The organism is Actinoallomurus sp. CA-142502 (assembly GCF_050936355.1).
Classification (GTDB): Bacteria; Actinomycetota; Actinomycetes; order Streptosporangiales; family Streptosporangiaceae; genus Actinoallomurus; species Actinoallomurus iriomotensis.
The window spans coordinates 2,658,394-2,675,601 of the sequence record NZ_JBNJMY010000001.1 but is presented as its reverse complement, the minus strand read 5'-3'; the positions used below and the strand labels follow the sequence as shown (position 1 = coordinate 2,675,601).

General features: G+C 71.4%; 18 protein-coding genes. 9 read left to right on the top strand and 9 right to left on the bottom strand.

What is annotated here, in order from left to right; all coding sequences use genetic code 11:
• Positions 1 to 66 precede the first annotated feature (66 nt).
• Entirely contained in the window at positions 67 to 891 is an 825-nt protein-coding gene (locus tag ACQEV1_RS13020; protein WP_433393980.1) for a hypothetical protein, read from the top strand.
• Positions 892 to 990: 99 nt separating this feature from the next.
• On the opposite strand, the gene ACQEV1_RS13015 is transcribed toward ACQEV1_RS13020, so the two are convergent.
• The 4 genes from ACQEV1_RS13015 to fdxA form a co-directional block, all read right to left on the bottom strand.
• Positions 991 to 1,593, bottom strand: a complete 603-nt coding sequence (locus ACQEV1_RS13015; protein ID WP_433393978.1) for a hypothetical protein — start codon at positions 1,591 to 1,593, stop codon at positions 991 to 993.
• Between the two features lie 318 nt (positions 1,594 to 1,911).
• Entirely contained in the window at positions 1,912 to 3,054 is a 1,143-nt protein-coding gene (locus ACQEV1_RS13010) for an acyl-CoA dehydrogenase family protein (protein WP_285570718.1), read from the bottom strand.
• Positions 3,055 to 3,185: 131 nt separating this feature from the next.
• A complete protein-coding gene (gene dapC, locus ACQEV1_RS13005) occupies positions 3,186 to 4,271 on the bottom strand; it encodes a succinyldiaminopimelate transaminase (RefSeq protein WP_433393975.1) in 1,086 nt (361 codons plus the stop codon).
• 104 nt (positions 4,272 to 4,375) lie between these two features.
• Positions 4,376 to 4,702, bottom strand: a complete 327-nt coding sequence (gene fdxA, locus ACQEV1_RS13000; protein WP_285618487.1) for a ferredoxin — start codon at positions 4,700 to 4,702, stop codon at positions 4,376 to 4,378.
• Between the two features lie 19 nt (positions 4,703 to 4,721).
• On the opposite strand from fdxA, the gene ACQEV1_RS12995 reads away from it, so the two are divergent.
• Entirely contained in the window at positions 4,722 to 5,063 is a 342-nt protein-coding gene (locus tag ACQEV1_RS12995) for a hypothetical protein (protein WP_433393973.1), read from the top strand.
• A 77-nt stretch (positions 5,064 to 5,140) separates the two neighbouring features.
• On the opposite strand, the gene ACQEV1_RS12990 is transcribed toward ACQEV1_RS12995, so the two are convergent.
• From ACQEV1_RS12990 to ACQEV1_RS12975, 4 genes are all read right to left on the bottom strand, one after another.
• Complete coding sequence (locus tag ACQEV1_RS12990; protein ID WP_433393971.1) at positions 5,141 to 6,037, bottom strand: enoyl-CoA hydratase-related protein; 897 nt, start codon at positions 6,035 to 6,037, stop codon at positions 5,141 to 5,143.
• Between the two features lie 721 nt (positions 6,038 to 6,758).
• Positions 6,759 to 6,902, bottom strand: a complete 144-nt coding sequence (locus ACQEV1_RS12985; RefSeq protein ID WP_433393969.1) for a hypothetical protein — start codon at positions 6,900 to 6,902, stop codon at positions 6,759 to 6,761.
• 902 nt (positions 6,903 to 7,804) lie between these two features.
• The gene (locus ACQEV1_RS12980) at positions 7,805 to 8,761 is read right to left on the bottom strand and encodes a hypothetical protein (protein WP_433393967.1); all 957 of its coding nucleotides are present in this window, start codon (positions 8,759 to 8,761) and stop codon (positions 7,805 to 7,807) included.
• 50 nt (positions 8,762 to 8,811) lie between these two features.
• On the bottom strand, positions 8,812 to 9,738 hold the full coding sequence (locus ACQEV1_RS12975) for a hypothetical protein (protein WP_433393965.1): 927 nt from the start codon (positions 9,736 to 9,738) through the stop codon (positions 8,812 to 8,814).
• 234 nt (positions 9,739 to 9,972) lie between these two features.
• Here ACQEV1_RS12975 and ACQEV1_RS12970 point away from each other — a divergent pair, with 234 nt between their 5' ends.
• From ACQEV1_RS12970 to ACQEV1_RS12950, 5 genes are all read left to right on the top strand, one after another.
• Positions 9,973 to 10,722 (top strand): class I SAM-dependent methyltransferase, encoded by a 750-nt coding sequence (locus ACQEV1_RS12970; RefSeq protein ID WP_285570730.1) that lies wholly within the window; start codon positions 9,973 to 9,975, stop codon positions 10,720 to 10,722.
• A gap of 14 nt (positions 10,723 to 10,736) precedes the next feature.
• Positions 10,737 to 11,357 carry a hypothetical protein gene (locus tag ACQEV1_RS12965; RefSeq protein WP_433393963.1) on the top strand — a complete coding sequence of 207 codons (621 nt, stop codon included), beginning with the start codon at positions 10,737 to 10,739 and terminating at the stop codon, positions 11,355 to 11,357.
• A gap of 113 nt (positions 11,358 to 11,470) precedes the next feature.
• Complete coding sequence (locus ACQEV1_RS12960) at positions 11,471 to 12,061, top strand: hypothetical protein (RefSeq protein ID WP_433393961.1); 591 nt, start codon at positions 11,471 to 11,473, stop codon at positions 12,059 to 12,061.
• Positions 12,055 to 12,789, top strand: coding sequence for a hypothetical protein (locus ACQEV1_RS12955; RefSeq protein ID WP_433393959.1), 735 nt, complete (start codon positions 12,055 to 12,057; stop codon positions 12,787 to 12,789). Before ACQEV1_RS12960 ends, ACQEV1_RS12955 begins: the two co-directional genes overlap by 7 nt.
• Complete coding sequence (locus ACQEV1_RS12950; protein ID WP_433393957.1) at positions 12,786 to 14,462, top strand: serine/threonine-protein kinase; 1,677 nt, start codon at positions 12,786 to 12,788, stop codon at positions 14,460 to 14,462. Before ACQEV1_RS12955 ends, ACQEV1_RS12950 begins: the two co-directional genes overlap by 4 nt.
• Positions 14,463 to 14,477: 15 nt before the next feature.
• Here ACQEV1_RS12950 and ACQEV1_RS12945 read toward each other — a convergent pair whose 3' ends face one another.
• On the bottom strand, positions 14,478 to 14,933 hold the full coding sequence (locus ACQEV1_RS12945) for an Lrp/AsnC family transcriptional regulator (protein ID WP_285570742.1): 456 nt from the start codon (positions 14,931 to 14,933) through the stop codon (positions 14,478 to 14,480).
• A 113-nt stretch (positions 14,934 to 15,046) separates the two neighbouring features.
• Between ACQEV1_RS12945 and ddaH the strand changes: the two genes are divergently transcribed.
• Positions 15,047 to 15,922: a dimethylargininase gene (gene ddaH, locus ACQEV1_RS12940; protein WP_285618502.1), complete on the top strand. Its 876-nt coding sequence runs from the start codon at positions 15,047 to 15,049 to the stop codon at positions 15,920 to 15,922.
• 64 nt (positions 15,923 to 15,986) lie between these two features.
• On the top strand, positions 15,987 to 17,180 hold the full coding sequence (gene rocD, locus ACQEV1_RS12935; protein WP_285570747.1) for an ornithine--oxo-acid transaminase: 1,194 nt from the start codon (positions 15,987 to 15,989) through the stop codon (positions 17,178 to 17,180).
• Positions 17,181 to 17,208 lie beyond the last annotated feature (28 nt).

Here is a 17,208-nt window from a genome sequence, read left to right as displayed (position 1 = left end):
CGCGAGGATAGCGGCGCGGCACTCGACCGATGCGCATCAGGGTCGCCGAGCCGGTACGGTCGTCGCGTGGGGAAGGCGGACAGAAGACGGCTACGGCTCGCCGCGGTCGCGTTGGCCACGATGCTGGTCATCGCGGGGGGCGGTGTGGCGCTCTACCTGCATTTCCGCCCATACCTGCACGGTACGAGCTGCGAGGCGCGCGCCGACGCGGGAGTGATGCCGCTCGACCTCGAACAGGCCGCCAACGCCTCCACGATCGCCGCGGTCGCGTTGCGCCGGAAACTGCCCGAGCGCGCCACGGTCATCGCGTACGCGACCGCGCTGCAGGAGTCGCACCTGCACAACCTGGAGAGCGGCGACCGCGACTCCGTCGGCCTCTTCCAGCAGCGCCCGTCGCAGGGCTGGGGCTCGGCCACGAAGCTCAAGGACCCGGTGTACGCCACAGGCCGTTTCTTCACCGCGCTGGTCAAGGTGAAGGACTACACGGGCCTGCCGGTGCACGAGGCCGCGCAGAAGGTGCAGCGCAGCGCCGACGGGAGCGCCTACGCCCAGCACGAGGAGGACGCCAAGACCCTCGCGACGGCCTTCACGGGCCACGTGCCGGCGTCCGTGCGCTGCTGGTACCCGCCGAACAAGCGCAAGAAGGTCTCCGACACGCGAGCGGCGCTGGCCGAGCTCCGCTCGACGCTGAAGCTCACCGACGACGGCGACGACCTGGCCGCCCCCACCGGTCGCGCCGGGTGGACGATGGCGACCTGGCTGGTGACGCACGCCCAGATGTACGGCCTGCGCGAGGTCCGCTACTCCGGCCGCCACTGGCGCGCCGACGACGGCCACAGCGGCTGGACCAAGGACAAGAAGGCCGCCGAGGACCACATCACGATCCGCTGACGCGAAGGACGACCGGCGCGGATCCGCCACGCTCTCCGGCGGACGCCGGCACCGCCGTACCGCTCGGCTCGGCGGACGCCGGCGTCGCCGGTGACATGCTCACTTCCAGGACTTCGCGCGGGCCTTGGCCTGGCGCGCCTTCTTCCTGGCCGAGGCCACCTGCGCCGCGGCCTCAGCGCGCGAGCGCTTGCGCGCCGTCTTCAGGCCCGACTTCGCCTCTCGGCGCACCGTCTTGATCTGGGACTTGGCCGTCTCGGCGGCCCGGTGCCAGGGATTGGCGTTCCGCCGGCGGCGGCGCACCAGCCACACGACCAGTGCGGTGGCCACCCCGATGGCCGCGGCCCCGGCACCCGCACCGCGTACGGCGGGCGGGCTGGTGATCGCCGGAGGCGTCGCGTTCTCGCGCGCCTTGGCCGCCAGACCGGAGACCGTGTCCTTGACCTGCCCGGCCTTCTCCTGCGTGCTCCGCACGGCGTCGCCGGCGCGGTCGGTGACCGCGTCCTTGGCCTGCGCGGCCTTCCCCTTCGCCTCGCCGCTCTGCTCGGTGGCCGTGTCCTTGGCCTGCGCGACCTTGTCCTGGGCGCGTCCCTTCGCGTCACCGGCCGTCGCGGCCGACGCCTCCGCCGCCCCGCCGATCTCCTCGCGGGCTCGCGCCGCCTCCTCGGCCGGGTTCCGTGGGCTGCTGTTTCCGTTGGCCGTCATCGCCTGCTCCTCATCCAGAAGGTCACGACATGGCCCGCTGGCCGAACCGGCGTCTCCGCACGCGCGCCCCTGGTCGTTCCCCGGCGTTCGCCGGACGTTCGGCCCTCGGTCATGTCGGCTCCGTCTTTTCGCGTTGGACCCCCGATACCCAGCGCACCGCGCCTAAACGCGTAACCTGGCGCGGACCGGCCCGCCGACCGACGCCGACCCACTGATCACCGGCGCCGGGACGGCGCTGGACCGCTTGCGCGACCGGGACTTGTCCCGCGAGATCGCGAGGCTCAACGACCGGCGGGCGGCGTGCCTCGCGCGAGAGCGCTACAGGCCGAGGCTCCGGCCGATGATCTCCTTCATGATCTCGGTCGTGCCGCCGAAGATCGTCTGGATGCGGGAGTCGAGGTAGGCCTTGGCGATGGGGTACTCCGACATGTAGCCGTAGCCGCCGTGCAGCTGCAGGCAGCGGTCCACGACCCGGTTGCACAGCTCGGTGTTCCACCACTTCAGCATCGAGGCCTCTTCGGTGTTCAGCCGGCCCGCGACGTGCTCGGTCACGCAGCGGTCGGTGAACGCCCGGGCCACGGACAGCTCGGTCTTGATCTCCGCCAGCGTGAACCGGTTGTGCTGGAACCGCCCGATGGGGCGACCGAACGCCTCGCGGCCGCGGCAGTACTCCACCGTCTCCTCGAACGCCTTCTCCGCGCCCGCGAGCGCGGTGACGCCGATGGCGACCCGCTCGCGCGGGAGGTTCTGCATCAGGTAGATGAAGCCCTCGCCCTCCTCGCCGAGGAGGTTCTCCTTCGGGACCCGGACGTTGTCGAAGTACAGCTCGGCCGTGTCCTGGGCGTGCAGCCCGATCTTCTCCAGGTTGCGGCCCCGCTCGAAGCCGATCATGCCGCGCTCGACCACGAGCAGGCTGATGCCCTTGTGGCCGGCCTCGGGGTCCGTACGGGCGACGACGATGACCAGGTCGGACAGGATGCCGTTGGTGATGAACGTCTTCTGCCCGTTGAGGATGTAGTCGTCGCCGTCCTTGACCGCGGTCGTCCGGATGCCCTGCAGGTCCGAGCCGGCGGCGGGCTCGGTCATGGCGATGGCGGTGATGATCTCACCGGAGCAGTAGCCGGGCAGCCAGCGCTGCTTCTGCTCGTCGGTGGCGAGGCGGCTCAGGTAACCGCCGTTGATGTCGTTGTGCACCGCGAAGCCCGGTCCGTGGACCCCGGCGCGGGCCAGCTCCTCGCCCATGACCACGTAGTAGCGGTAGTCGGAATCGCCGCCACCGCCGTACCGCTCATCGATGTCGATGCCGAGCAGCCCCTGGCGGCCGGCGGCGAGCCACACGTCACGGGAGACGACGCCGTCCTTCTCCCACTGCTCGTGGAACGGCGCGACCTCCTTCGCGATGAAGGACCGCACGGTGTCGCGGAAGGCCTCGTGTTCTTCGGTGAAGATCTCGCGCTGCATACCTTGCGCTCCTCGACGGCGGTGTAAGTAGAACCTTATTCGGTTCTATGAAACACCATCACGCCAGGCACGCACAGCCCGGCATCGCCGATCTACCCAAGGTCACGACATGAGATACGTCTCTCCGCCGATCAGCCGGTGAGGCGGGTGACGGCCGCGGCGACGCGCTCGTCCGTCGCGGTGAAGGCCACGCGGACGTGTTGCGCTCCCCGGGAGCCGTAGAACTCGCCCGGCGCGACGAGGATGCCGAGTTCGGAGAGCGTCTTCACCGTGTCCCAGCACGGCTCGTCGCGGGTCAGCCAGAGGTACAGGCCGCCCTCGGAGTGGTCGACGCGGAAGCCGTACGCCTCGAAGGCGGTGCGCAGGGACTCGCGGCGCCGCGCGTAGCGCGCCCGCTGCTCCTCGACGTGCCCGTCGTCCTCGAGCGCCACCGTCATCGCGGCCTGCACCGGCGCCGGCATGATCATCCCGGCGTGCTTGCGGACCTCGAGGAGCTCTTTCACGAGCACCGGGTCGCCGGCGACGAAGCCCGCGCGGTACCCCGCCAGGTTCGAGCGCTTGGACAGCGAGTGCACGGCGAGCAGGCCGGTGTGGTCGTCGCCGCAGACGTCCGAGCGCAGGACGGAGACCGGCTCGGCCTCCCAGCCGAGCTCGGCGTAGCACTCGTCGCTGATGAGGATCACGCCGCGCTCACGGGCCCACGTCACGACCTTGCGGAGGTGCTCGGCGGGGAGCACCTGGCCGGTCGGGTTGGACGGCGAGTTGATCCAGAGGATCTTCGGTGTCGCCGGCCCGAGGCCGAGCAGCCCGTCGACGGCCAGTGACGTCGCCCCGGCGAGACGCGCGCCGACGTCGTACGTCGGGTAGGCGAGGGTCGGGATCGCGACGGTGTCGCCGGCTCCGGCGCCGAGCAGCGTCGGCAGCCACGCGACGAGTTCCTTGGTGCCGATGACCGGCAGGATCGCGGCGGGGTCCGCGGTCACCCCGAGCCGGCGGCCGAGCCAGCCCGCGGCGGCCTCACGCAGCGCGGGAGTGCCGTACGTCGCGGGGTACCCGGGCGCGTCGGCGGCCTCGGCCAGCGCCCGGCGTACGAGCTCCGGGGTCGGGTCGACCGGCGTGCCGATCGACAGATCGACGATGCCGTCCGGGTGTTGCTGCGCCTGGTGCTTGTACGGGGCCAGCAGGTCCCACGGGAAGTCCGGCAGCGTCTTGATCATGCGTCTCCCAGCCGTACGCGCCGTCCGTCCGCGGGGGACGGACGGCGCGCGAACATTCTCATCCGAACTCAGAGGCCGCCCGGCACGTCGTACCGGGCGGTCTCTCAGCCTTCGTCGCCCTGCGGCGGCAGCACCGCGACGATCGGGTGATCCTTGTCGATCTTTCCGACCTTGGAAGCACCGCCCGGCGAACCGAGATCGTCGAAGAACTCCACGTTGGCCTTGTAGAAGTCCTTCCACTGGTCGGGCGTGTCGTCTTCGTAGAAGATCGCCTCGACCGGGCAGACCGGCTCACATGCGCCGCAGTCGACGCACTCGTCCGGGTGAATGTAGAGCATGCGCTTGCCCTCGTAGATGCAGTCGACGGGGCACTCTTCGATGCATGCCTTGTCGAGCACGTCCACGCAAGGCTGCGCGATGACGTAGGTCACGTCCTACTCCTCAACGTCTGTGGCCGTCGCCACGGCTCGCAGCGGTTCCTTGCCTAGTATTGCCGTTATCAGTCAACCGTTTCGACATGGGGGGCACCACATCGGACCGCGTTTCTCAGCCCGGTACGTCGTTTCCGTGTCCCCATCGGACGTCGGAAGACGTGTGTCGCTCCGTCGACGGCTTCCTAACGGAGCGTACAGCGACGTGCTCGGGGACCTGCAGGCGTGGTCCCAGGGCGAGCTCCAGGTGCGCCGCCGGGACGGCTCCGTCGTGACGGTGGCCGAGGCGGATCTGGTGGCGGGAAAGGTCGTCCCGCCTCCTCCTCCGCGCCGCAGGCCGTCACGGAACCCCACCAGCTGAACACCCGCCATCTTCGCCTCCCCTCGTGCCCTCGCCCGTGGATACCAGGCGCGGCTGGAGGATCCCTAGCGGCTGTCTCACAGCCCCTGGATCGAACCGGTGGGGTCCGGCCCCGGCCACACGGGGACGTCCGCGGGGAGGTCCCGGCTGATCTTCATGGGAAACTCGGCCGGACGCTTCTCCAGGAACGCCGTGACCCCTTCGGCGGCGTCCGGTGCCGCGCCGAACGCGCGCATCAGCAGGGAGTCGGCGCGGTGGGCGTCCCAGGGCGAGGAGGCGCTGAGCCCGGACCACATCAGACGGCGCACGGCGGCGACCGCGACGGCCGACGTGTTGGCGGCGATCTCTCCGGCCAGTTCGTACGCGGCGTCGAGCAGGCCTTCGGCGGGGTACAACCGGGAGACGAGACGGCCGCGCAGCGCCTCGTCGGCGTCGAAGACCCGGCCGGTCACCGACCACTCCATGGCCTGGGCGATGCCGACGAGCCGGGGCAGGAACCAGCTCGACGCCGCCTCGGTGACGATGCCCCGCCGGGCGAAGACGAAGCCGAACCGGGCGCCGTCCGCGGCGAGCCGGACGTCCATCGGCAGGGTCATCGTGACGCCGACACCGACGGCCGGCCCGTTGATCGCCGCGATGACCGGTTTGAGCGACCGCGCGATCCGCAGCGCGACCGTGCCGCCCCCGTCCCGCAGGACACCGTCCGCGAAAACCTCCCGCTCACCGGGAACGCTCTTGGCCGCCTCGTGGTCGAACGTACCCGCGCCGCGTTCGAGGTCGGCCCCGGCGCAGAACGCCCGCCCACGCCCGGTGACCACGACGGCCCGAACGTCGTCATCGGCGTCGGCCCGGTCGAACGCGTCGATCAGCTCACCCCGCATGACGTAGGTGAACGCGTTGAGGCGGTCCGGCCGGTCGAGGGTGATCGTGGCGACCCGGTCGGCGACGGAGTACTCGATCTCGGTGTACGACACTGCTTCTCCCTGCTCGTGAGCATGATCGCGCCCACCGCGCACCGGCCCGCACCGGCCCGCACCGGCCCGCACCGGCGACGATAGTGAACCGGATTCTAGAAGCCGATCCCCAAGCGCGACAGGGGCGGACACCCGGCCTTCGACACCGGCCGTCACGAAAGGCCGTTACCGCCCGAAGTCCGCCCGCCACGTGTCCCGGCGAACCCGAAGGACCACCGCGCCGCCCTTCCCGCGCCCCTCAGGACCTGTCTCAAGGCCCCGCCCGTAGCGAGCGGCGTGAAGAACGCCCGCCGTGCTTTCGAGGCCGGCAAGCTCCTGTCCCCAGGCATCGCGCCGCAAGGCGGAGGAGGGCGTCGGCCTCGTGTTGGCCGGCGCCCGACGACAACGCGGCGAGCCGTCGCCTGGGCACCGCACAGCGGAGCTTTGAGGCATGCCCTGACCGATCAGCCACATCCGGCGATCCCGGAAAACCACCGATGGGCACGCGGGTGCGGAGCCCGCTCACGCGAGGCCTACCGGACGCACGCACAACGACCAGCAGACGACCGCCACTGGGCACTGATGCCGAGCCCTCCCTGGCACCGGACGCCTCCACAACGGCCGGCAGACCGCCGCCTCGATGACATCGAGGTCCGCGACCGTGGAGAGAAGGTGGTCGGCCCCCTCCGCGGACTCGTCCTCGGTGAGTCACCGCCAGTCGCCTTGCAAACGTCGATTCCCGTTAAGGCCTGCTCACCAGGCACACCCGCGAGGACGGGCGGACCACTGCCTCGATGACGGCGAGGTCGGCGACCGCGGAGAGAAGGTGGTCGATCCCGTCCGCGGACTCGGGCTTGGTGTGGCAGCGCGAGTCGCCTTGATGCACGTCGACAACGCCACTGCCTGCCGTGCGCGGCGGCGGCCTCCGCGCCGATGCGCCGATGCGCCGGGCTGCTCGCCGACGGGGACGCGCCGCGGCGAGAACCTCGGCATGCCGGTCCGGCGGTGGCCACGCCGCCGCCACCGCCGCGCCGTCGCGGCCGCCCCTCGTGGTCACCCGCCGTGGCCGCCCACCGTGGCCGCCCAGCGCGACCACCCGACACGACCGCCCGCCATGGCCGCCCAGCGCGACCACCCGGCATCACCCCCGGCGCGACAGCCCGGCATGACCGACCGACGCGCCCCCCGGACGCGACCGCCCGGCGCGACCACCCGGCATGACCGACCGACGCGACCGCCCGGCATTAACCGCGCGGCACGACCACCCGACGCGACCACCCGCCATAGCGGACCGGCATGCCCGGCGCGCCCCCGGCGCGACCACCCGCCGTAGCCGACCGGCGTGACCACCCCGGCATGACCGCCCGGCACACCACCCGCCGTAGCCGACCGGCGCGACCACTCCCGCATGACCGCCCGGCGCGACCGACCGGCACGACCGACCGGCATTAACCACGCCGCACGACCACCCGACGCGACCACCCGCCATAGCGGACCGGCATGCCCGGCGCGCCCCCGGCGCGACCACCCCCGCATGACCGCCCGGCGCGACCACCCCGCATGGCTGCACGGTGTGGCCACCGGCGTGACCGACCGGCATGGCCGACCGGCATGGCCGACCGGCATGGCCGACCGGCGTGACCGACCGGCATGGCCGGCCAGCGTGGCCGACCGGCGGGGCGGAGCGGCGGGGGGCTCGCTGTGGTCGTTCGGCGTGGCTGGTCGGGGTGTGAGCTGTCGCAAGGCACCTCAGTTGCGGGTCGGGCGGTGTTGGTGGGGCCGGTGGGGTCATGCCTTGCTCTGTGCGGGGTGGGGCCAGGGGGCGTCCTCGTCGGCGGGGCAGCCCACCAAGGGAGGCATGGCCGGGGCGAGGACTTCGCGGCTCCAGGTCGCGCGGGTGCCCGGATAGTCCTTCGGGGGTGTGACCTTGAGGGTGTCGCGGGAGACGGGGACCAGGCGGGCGGTGATCGGGTGGCCGTCGACGAACGGTGTGGCGCCCCAGAAGGTCCAGAAGTCCTCCGGGTCGATCTTCGGATGGTCGTCGAGCGGGCGGGTGGGCTTGCCAGGGTGCAGGCGGGCCCACCGCCACTGGTCGATCAGCAGCCGGCATGCCAGGGAGCGCAGCAGGCTGAGCGCCGGCAGATCGTGTGCGCAGGCGACGTTGTCGATCACCAGGTCGGGGAGACCGAACCGGCGCAGGCCGAGCAGGGTGATCCGCAGGCAGGCGCAGGACTCCGTGCCGCCGAAGTCGTCCCGGTGCGCGGAGCGGGCCGCCGTGTCGTCGACGCCGTACCGGGTGCCGAACCACTGGTCGCCCATCCGGAACCAGCCGCGCTCCGTCCGGGCGAGGCCGTCGCGGAGCACGACCTGGCGGGCCTGGGGATCGATGAGGACGCCGTCGGTGGCGTCGGCGATCGCCCGGGCCACCGCGCGTGCGGTCTGCTCGCCGTGCGGCTGGTCGACGGTCGGGGCCCGGTGGACGACCAGGACCTGATGCGTCGACTCGCGGACCCTCCGGCGGTCGTCGTCCGAGGCCAGGAGGTCATCGAGGCGCCACGTCGCCTCGTCCGCGCCGAGGGTGAAGACGCCGAGCCGGGGTGATCTCAGCGCCTCGGCGGCAGCGGCGCGGAACGGCTCGGGCACCCGCCACGGCACGACCGTGCTCGGGTCGTCGAGCGGCCGGCTCGTCGCGATCACGTAATGCGACGTCACCGTCTCCGGAACGGAAAGCACGAGCTGGGACACTGTTGGTCTCCTTCGTCTTCTCAATCGAGGCCGAGGCACACGGCCGGTGGTCAGGCGGCGGTCCGGCGGGGAGCCTGCGGGACGTAGGGCATGGCCAGGTCGACCACGTCGTTCCACCACGCGGAGGCCGGAGAGGCGAAGTCGTCCGGTGGGCCCACCGAGAGATATGGGAGCGCCATCGGGCCGACGTCGCCGCTCCGGTCGAGCTGGACCTGGACCCGGCCGTCGGCGGTCGGCCTGGGGGCGGCGGCCCAGTAGCGCCAGACGTCACGGCTCTCGACGTGGGCTCTGCGCGCCAGGCGGCGGGTGCGGGCGCCCGGGTTGCAGGCCAGCCAGTCCCAGTGCTCGCTCAGGAGCACGACGGACAGGCATCGCAGCAGCGTCACCGCGGCGAAGACGTTGCTCAGCGGGACCGCCCGCGCCTCCAGCTCCGGCAGGGCGAAGCGGTGCAGGCCGGCGGTCGCCAGGTCCAGGCCGCCGGCGGAAGCGATGCGGGCGCCGGGGCCGTCGTGGCGCTCACCTCCGGTGATGAACGTCGCCAGCCAGTCGTCGGCGAGGCAGAAGTCCGGGTGCTCCACGCCGTAGCGGAAGTCGTGCGGCAGCACCTGATGGGACCAGGCGTCGTAGATGACGCCCTCGCACGCGTCGGCCACGGCCCGCGCGATGGCGCGAGTCGCCTGACCGTGGCCGGGCTGGGAGACCGGCGGGATGTGGCCCATGACCACCACGTGGTGCGTGTACTTGTGCAGCAACGGGCGGTCGGCCGGTCTCGCCCACGCGGCGCCGCCCATGAGCTCGGCATAACCGGAGCCGCCGGCCGGCAGCGTGGAGATCCGCACCAGTGACGTGCCGAGCAGGTCGGCGGCCAACGGATGGCGCACCCGGGCGCGTGCGACCGCCACGGGGTCGTGCGGCGGCTGGTCGGTGGCCACGACGAACGGCGTCGCGACCGTCTCGGGGATGTCGAGGTCGATCACTGGGGCCTCCCGGTGGAGTCGGTCTGGGAGACAGCCTGGCGTTGCCGTGACCGGGCCGGAAGACGGGTGCGCGGGTTGTGGATAACTTCGATCCCGCGATGCCCGGATGGCGATGAACGACCGGCCGCCGGCGCGCGGCGCCGTACCTCCGGCTCACATGACCCGAGTCACCCTCGACGATCCACGATGCGAGACGTTAGGGCACCTGACCTCTATGTCCGATATGTTTCGCCCATGCGATGGGCGGTGGCGACGTACGACACAGCGTTCGGCTACGTGTCCGCCCACGGCGCGCCGCTGATCGACCTGCTCGACCCCAAGCCCGACGAGCGGGTCATCGATCTCGGCTGCGGCACCGGCGCGATGACCGTCGAGATCGCCGCGCGCGGCGCGGACGTCCTGGGCATCGACGGGTCGGTCGAGATGGTCAACACGGCGCGCTCGGAGCACCCGAACCTGTCGTTCGCGGTCGGCGACGCGCACGACTTCACCACCGGCGAGCAGTACGACGCCGTCGTGTCCAACTCCGCCCTGCACTGGATGACGCGCGACCCCTCCGCGGTGATCTCGCGGGTCAGGGCGGCGCTGCGGCCCGGTGGGCGGTTCGTCGCGGAGATGGGCGGCGCGGGCAACTGCGCGGCGCTGATCACCGCCGTCCAGACCGCCTGGCGCGTCTTCGGCCTCGCCGAGCCCGAGTTGCCCTGGTACTTCCCCACTCCCGGCCAGTACGCCGCCCGTCTGGAGGACGCCGGCTTCACCGTACGGCTCATGGAGTACTTCGACCGCCCGACGCGCCTCGCCGAATGCCCGGACGGCGCCGCCGACTGGGTCCGGCTCTACGCCCCCGAGCTGATCGCGGAGCTGCCTCCCGAGGTCGCCGGGCCGGTGCTGGACCGCGTGAACGAACTCGCCGCGCCGGCACTTCGCCGCGAGTCGGGCTGGATGGCCGACTACGTACGGCTCCGCTTCGCCGCCGTGCGTTGAACTAGGGTCGTGGTGTGCTGCGCCTGTACGACGAAGAGACGGGGAACGTCGAGGAGATCACGACGGCGCGTCCCGGCGTCGTACGGGTCGCGTGCGCCGGCGGCCTGCGCGCGCTGCTGGTCGGTGACCTGATCCGCCGCCTCGCCGACCATCACCGGCTCCGTGCGATCGGCGTCTGGGACGACGTCCCCGGCGCCGCGGACCTGGGCGTACGCCCCGCCGAGCTGACCACCGGCGACGCCGACGTGCACGTGGGAGCGGCCGTCGGGCACTGCTCGCTCGCCTCGGCGGACGGCCTGGACCCGCTGGCCCTACGGCTGGCGCTCCTGCAGCGGCACTACCGGTCCGACGTGGATCTGAGCAGGCAGGACCTGGAGGAGGCGGACGGTTCGCTCGTCTCGTGGCGGCGCGAGGTCGCCGGGTGGGCGGAGTCCCCCGGGCGGCCGCTGAATCGGGAGTGGGTCCGCGAGGCGGTCGCGGCTCTGGACGACGATCTCGACACTCCGGCGATCTTTCCGATGCTTTCCCGGCTGGCGGAGGACGATTCCGTGCCTCCGGGCGCGAAGTTCGAAACAGTGATCAAGCTCGACATGATCCTCGGGCTTGACCTGGTCGCACTCGTCGGACGACTCTAACCCCGGAATAGGTCAAGACCGTTTACCCGGATCCGCCAAAGGTCTTTTCTTACCCCTACGGTCTCAGTAAGCTCAACAGGTAATTTTGCCCCGATGCCCGCAGGAATTTGACCATGCGATTCCGTAAGTGCGTCGGCCCCCTCGTCCTGATGGGCCTGCTGGCGGCCTGCGGTGGCCGTACGGACGGTGGCGGATTCCATCCGAGCGGCCAGAACGCGGCCGACGGCTCGTCCGCCGCACCCACGGCCGGCGCCTCCGGCTCCGCCGGCTCCTCCGCGGGCACCACCACACCGGGCGCGGGCGGCCCGATGCCCAAGACGCCCCAGTCCGCGCTGGCCGCGTACCGCGCCTACCAACTCGCCTACGAACGGGCGTATGAGACCAATGACGCCGGTGGGCTCTCCGCGGTCGCCATGGACCCGCTGCTGTCCAATGTCACCCAGGACATCGGCACCGTCCGGTCCCAGGGGCTGATCTGGCGTTTCCACAACATTCTGAATCCACGGGTCCAGGGCAGTTCGAGCGATCTGTCGACCGTGGTGATCCTCGACTGCGTACGCACTCTCGGTTCGTACAAGTACTCGGCGAAGACCGGCAGGCGCCTGACCTCGTGGCGCGGCGGCACGGTCCAGTATCAGGCGGTCATGCGTTACTCCGACGACGTGTGGAAGATCTCCGAAGCGACGGAGGGCGGAAAATGCTGATCAGGCGATTCTCGGCCATCGCGATCCTCGTCGCCGGCGCGACGGTCACGTTCGGCATGACACCCACGCCGGCAGGCGCCTCCACGTGCGGCGACTTGTGCGTACACGTGGGCAAGACGAACCACTACTCCGGCCGGCCCGCCAGGCGTGGCGGCGGCAACGGTGGCGGAAACGGCGGCAAGGCCGCGCCGCTCCCCTGCCCGGGAGCGGTGAACTGCAACGCGCTCGGCGCGGGCAACGCGCCGGCGGCCGTTCAGCGGGTTCCCACGATCGACGTGGCCTACGACGCGCGCGCCCGGCTCTTCCTGCCCGCGCCGCATGTCCACACGTCACCGGCGGGCAAGACTTACGTCCGGCTCAAGACCGGCCTGTGGGTCGATCCCGATGACTTCGCCCACGAGGAGGCGTCGGCCACCCTTTTCGGGACGACGGTGACGGCGGTCGCGGACCCGCAGGACATCACCTGGAACATGGGCGAGAGCAGCACCACCTGCATGACCGCGGGCAGCCGCACCGGCACCGCGTGCGGGTACACCTACCAGCGCTCCTCCGCCGACCAGCCGAACGGGAAGTACGCCATCTCCGTCACCGTGACCTGGAAAATCTACTGGACCTGCGAGGGCGACTGCGACGCCGAGCGCGGCTACTTCCCGGACCGCACCACCTCGATGAGGACCGACGACACCCTGGCGGTCGGTGAGGTGCAGACCGAGTCCCGGCCCGGATGAGCCGCTGGCAGGCTGACGGCTTCGAAGAACTGCGTGAGCTGGGCGCCGGCGCCCAGGGGCGGGTCGTCCTGGCCCGTCGTGTCGCCACGGGCGAGCTGGTGGCGATCAAGTACCTGGCGCCCGAACTGCTGCACGATACGCGGCACCGGGCGATGTTCCGTGACGAGGTCAACATGCTCGCCCGGGTGGCGGACCCGCACGTGGCCGGGCTACGCGAGTACGTCGAGACGCCGCGGGGCGCGGCGATCGTTCTGGAGGCGGTCGACGGCGTCGCCCTCCGGGACGTGCTGAGCCGCAACCCCGGTCCACTCACTCCCGAAGCCGCCCTCGCCGTGCTCAAGGGTTCGCTGCTGGGGCTGGCGGCCGCGCACGCCGTCAACGTGGTCCACCGCGACTACAAGCCCGCGAACGTCCTGGTGACGGCCGACGGGAACAGCAAACTCATCGACTTCGGCATCGCCGTCCTGGCGGGAGAGCGCACGTTCGCGGGGACCCCCTCGTACATGGCCCCCGAGCAGTGGAACCGCGCCCCGGCCACTCCCGCGGCGGATGTCTACGCCGCCACCTGCGTCTTCTTCGAATGCGTCACCGGCACCCCGCCGTACGCCCCAGGAGACACCACCACGCTCCGGCACATGCACGAGGCCGCGCCGATCCCGGCGCAGGCGGTGCCCGAGCCCCTGCGTCCGCTCGTCGCCCACGGCATGGCCAAGAACCCGGCGCACCGTCCACCGGGCGCGCGGCAGTTCGTCGACCTGCTCGAGCGGCTCGCCACGGACGCGTACGGCCCGGACTGGGAGCGTCGCGGATGGATCGCGCTCGGCGCGGCCGCGGCCGTCCTCGCCGCCGCCTTCCCGGCCGCCCTGCTCGGCATGACGTCGGGCTTCAGCGGCCTCGCGCACGGGGCCGCCGAGCTCGCCGGGAAGGCCGGGGCGAAGGGGCTGTTCGGGAAGGCCACCGGCATCAAGGTCGGCGGCGGGGTGGTGGCGACGGCGGTCGCCGCGACCACGATCTACCTGGTCTGGCCCACGCCCCAGGTCGGCGGCACGGCGTCCGGCTCGGTCCACATGTCCCTGACCCGGCCTGCCGCGTTCATGCCCTACGGGGACGCCACGGCGGCCGACAGCCCCGTCCTCGACTACGGCTTCACGGTCTCACCGGCGCGCGTCCGGCCGGGCCTGCCGGTCCACGTGACCGAGCGGACCACCACCGTGAGCCCCGGCCCGCCGGACAAGCGGGCGACGGCACCGCGCTGCTACGACCGGCTGATCGCGCGGGCGCGACGCGCTCACGTCCGCAGCTTCAGCTATCTCGTGATCCCGGGGAACCAGCGCGAGGACAACGACTACGTCTCCTTCTATCCGGCCTCCGCGGACGGGCGGCTGCCGACCGGACGGAGCGTCGACGTGCACGTCAAGATCGGCAAGGACCTCCCTCACGACGAGCACTACGACGCGAACCGCTGCGCGCTCGTCGGGCACCTCACGGTGACGTTCGGCTTCACCGTGCCGAAGGACGGCCGCCTGCGCCCGGGCGACTACTCGTTCTCCCCGATGGGGCCACCGCGGATCACCGGGATCGACTCGAGCCTGAACGGCGAGGACCGGCAGGTCGCCCCGGACACGGCCGGCGCTCAGGCCCGGGGAACGCTGCCGAAGGTCACGATCTTCTAAGGCGGCGGACCGGCCCTACGCGTCCGGGCCGCCCGTCGGCCGCCCCAGCAGGCGGGAGAGGACGATCGCCGTCTTCGTCTGCACGATGTTCGGTTCGTTGCGCAGCCGTTCGAGGGCCTGCTCCAGCCCCTGGATGTCGTGCGCCCGCAGGTGGACCAGGGCGTTGGCCTCGCCCGTCACCGTGTACGCCGCGACGACCTCCGGATGCCGCCGGATGCTCGCGTAGATCTCCGCCGGTGACGTACGGCCCGCGCAGAACAGCTCCACGAACGCCTCCGTCGTCCAGCCCAGCGCCGCCGGGTCCACGACCGCCGCGTAGCCCGTGATCACACCGTCATGGCGCATCCGGTCCACACGCCGCTTGACCGCCGGGGCGGACAGGCCGACCTGGGCGCCGATCTGGGCGAATGACAAGCGAGCGTCCTCCAGGAGACACGCAACGATTCGCCGATCTAGGTCGTCAAGACGCAATGATCTGCCTCTCTCGCGTCGATTTTTGTTATTGGTGAGCGGTCCAGCGCGACTTTACGCTTCACGTGATGCCTCATCCACACCAAGGGCATCCAGCATTGCCAGGAGAACCAATGACGATGCAGGTCTTCGCCCGTGACCCAGCGGGCATCGCGCCGGAGACGACGGGACGGCCTCCGGCGCTCTCCGGCCGTCCGGCCCGGACCTACCTCATGTGCCCGCCGGCCCACTTCGCCGTCGAGTACGCCATCAACCCGTGGATGGACCCGTCGACGCCGATCGACCGCGACCGCGCCATGGCCGAATGGGAACGGCTGCGCGCGACGTACGTCTCGCTCGGCCACACCGTCCACCTGCTCGAACCCGTCGAGCACCTGCCCGACATGGTCTTCGCCGCGAACGGCGCCACCGTGGTGGGCGGCATGGTGATGGGCGCGCGGTTCCGCCACCCCGAGCGCGGCGGGGAGGCCGAGGCGCACCGGCGGTGGTTCGAGAGCCACGGCTACCCGCGCTACACCCCCGCGGTGCACGTCAACGAGGGCGAGGGCGACTACGTCTACGCCTACCGCGCGATCGTGGCCGGGCACGGTTTCCGTACCGATCCGCGGGCGCACAACGAACTTCACGACGCGTTCGGGCTCCCCGTGGTCAGCGTCGCGCTGGTCGATCCGCGCTTCTACCACCTCGACACGGCGCTGTGCGTGATCGACTCGTTCACCGCGGCGTACTACCCGGGCGCCTTCGACGATGACGGCCTGCTCAAGATCAGGACGCTGTTCCCCGAGCTGATCGAGGCGACCGAGGAGGACGCGCTCGCCTTCGGCCTCAACGCGGTCAGCGACGGGCGTCACGTGGTCGTTCCCCACGACGCCGTACACCTCCGGGCCGAACTTACGCAACGTGACTACGACGTGATCCCGGTGGAGATGACCGAGCTTCGCAAGGCGGGCGGCGGCCCCAAGTGCTGCACGCTTGAACTCCGCCCCTGAACAGCCTCTAACCTGGAGAAACAGACACTCGCGGAGATCCCGCGAGGCGACGAAGGAGCCGCCGTTGAACACGAACGATCTCCGTGCGCTGTCGGAACTGCACAGTGCCCACAACTACCATCCGTTGCCGGTCGTCATCGCCGAGGCCGAGGGCGCCTGGGTCACCGATGTCGAGGGCCGGCGGTACCTCGACCTGCTCGCCGCCTACTCCGCGGTCAACTTCGGGCACCGCCACCCGCGTCTGGTTGCGGCGGCCCGGCGCCAGCTCGACCGGGTCACCCTGGTCAGCCGGGCGTTCGACCACGAGCAGTTCGGGCCGTTCGTCACCGAGCTGGCCGAACTCGCGGGCAAGGACATGGTCCTGCCCATGAACAGCGGCGCCGAGGCCGTCGAGACCGCGCTCAAGACCGCCCGCAAGTGGGGGTACGAGGTCAAGGGGGTGCCGGCCGATGAGGCGAACATCGTCACCTTCGAGGGCAACTTCCACGGCCGGACGACCACGATCGTCAGCTTCTCCACCGACCCGGACGCGCGTAACTCCTACGGTCCCTTCACTCCGGGCTTCCGCACCGTGCCGTACGGCGACGTGGCCGCCCTGCGCGCGGCCGTGGACGAGAACACGGTCGGGGTGCTGATCGAGCCGATCCAGGGCGAGGCGGGCGTCAACGTGCCGCCGAGCGGGTTCCTCACCGCGGTGCGCGAGATCTGCACCGAGGCCGGCGCGCTCATGCTCGCCGACGAGATCCAGTCGGGCCTGGGTCGTACCGGCACGACGTTCGCGGTCGAGCACGAGAACGTCGTCCCGGACGTCTACATCCTGGGCAAGGCGCTCGGCGGCGGCATCGTGCCGATCTCGGCGGTGGTGGCCGACCGGGAGGTCCTCGGGGTGTTCAAGCCCGGCCAGCACGGCTCGACGTTCGGCGGCAACCCGCTCGCCTGCGCGATCGCCCGCGAGGTCATCGCGATGCTCAGGAGCGGGGAGTTCCAGGAGCGGTCCCGCACGCTCGGCGCCCATATGCACGAGCGGCTCGGGGCGCTGCCGGCCGAACAGGTCCGCGAGGTACGGGGACGCGGGCTGTGGGCCGGCGTCGAGCTCAACGGCAAGGCCCGCCCGGTCAGCGAACGGCTCATGGAGCGCGGCGTGCTCGCCAAGGAGACCCACGAGACGACGCTCCGGCTCGCGCCGCCGCTCGTGGTGGACAAGGGTGATCTCGACTGGGCGCTCGACCAGCTCACGGCGGTGCTCGCCGAGATCTGAGGCTCGTCCGCAAGGCCTGGACCACGGC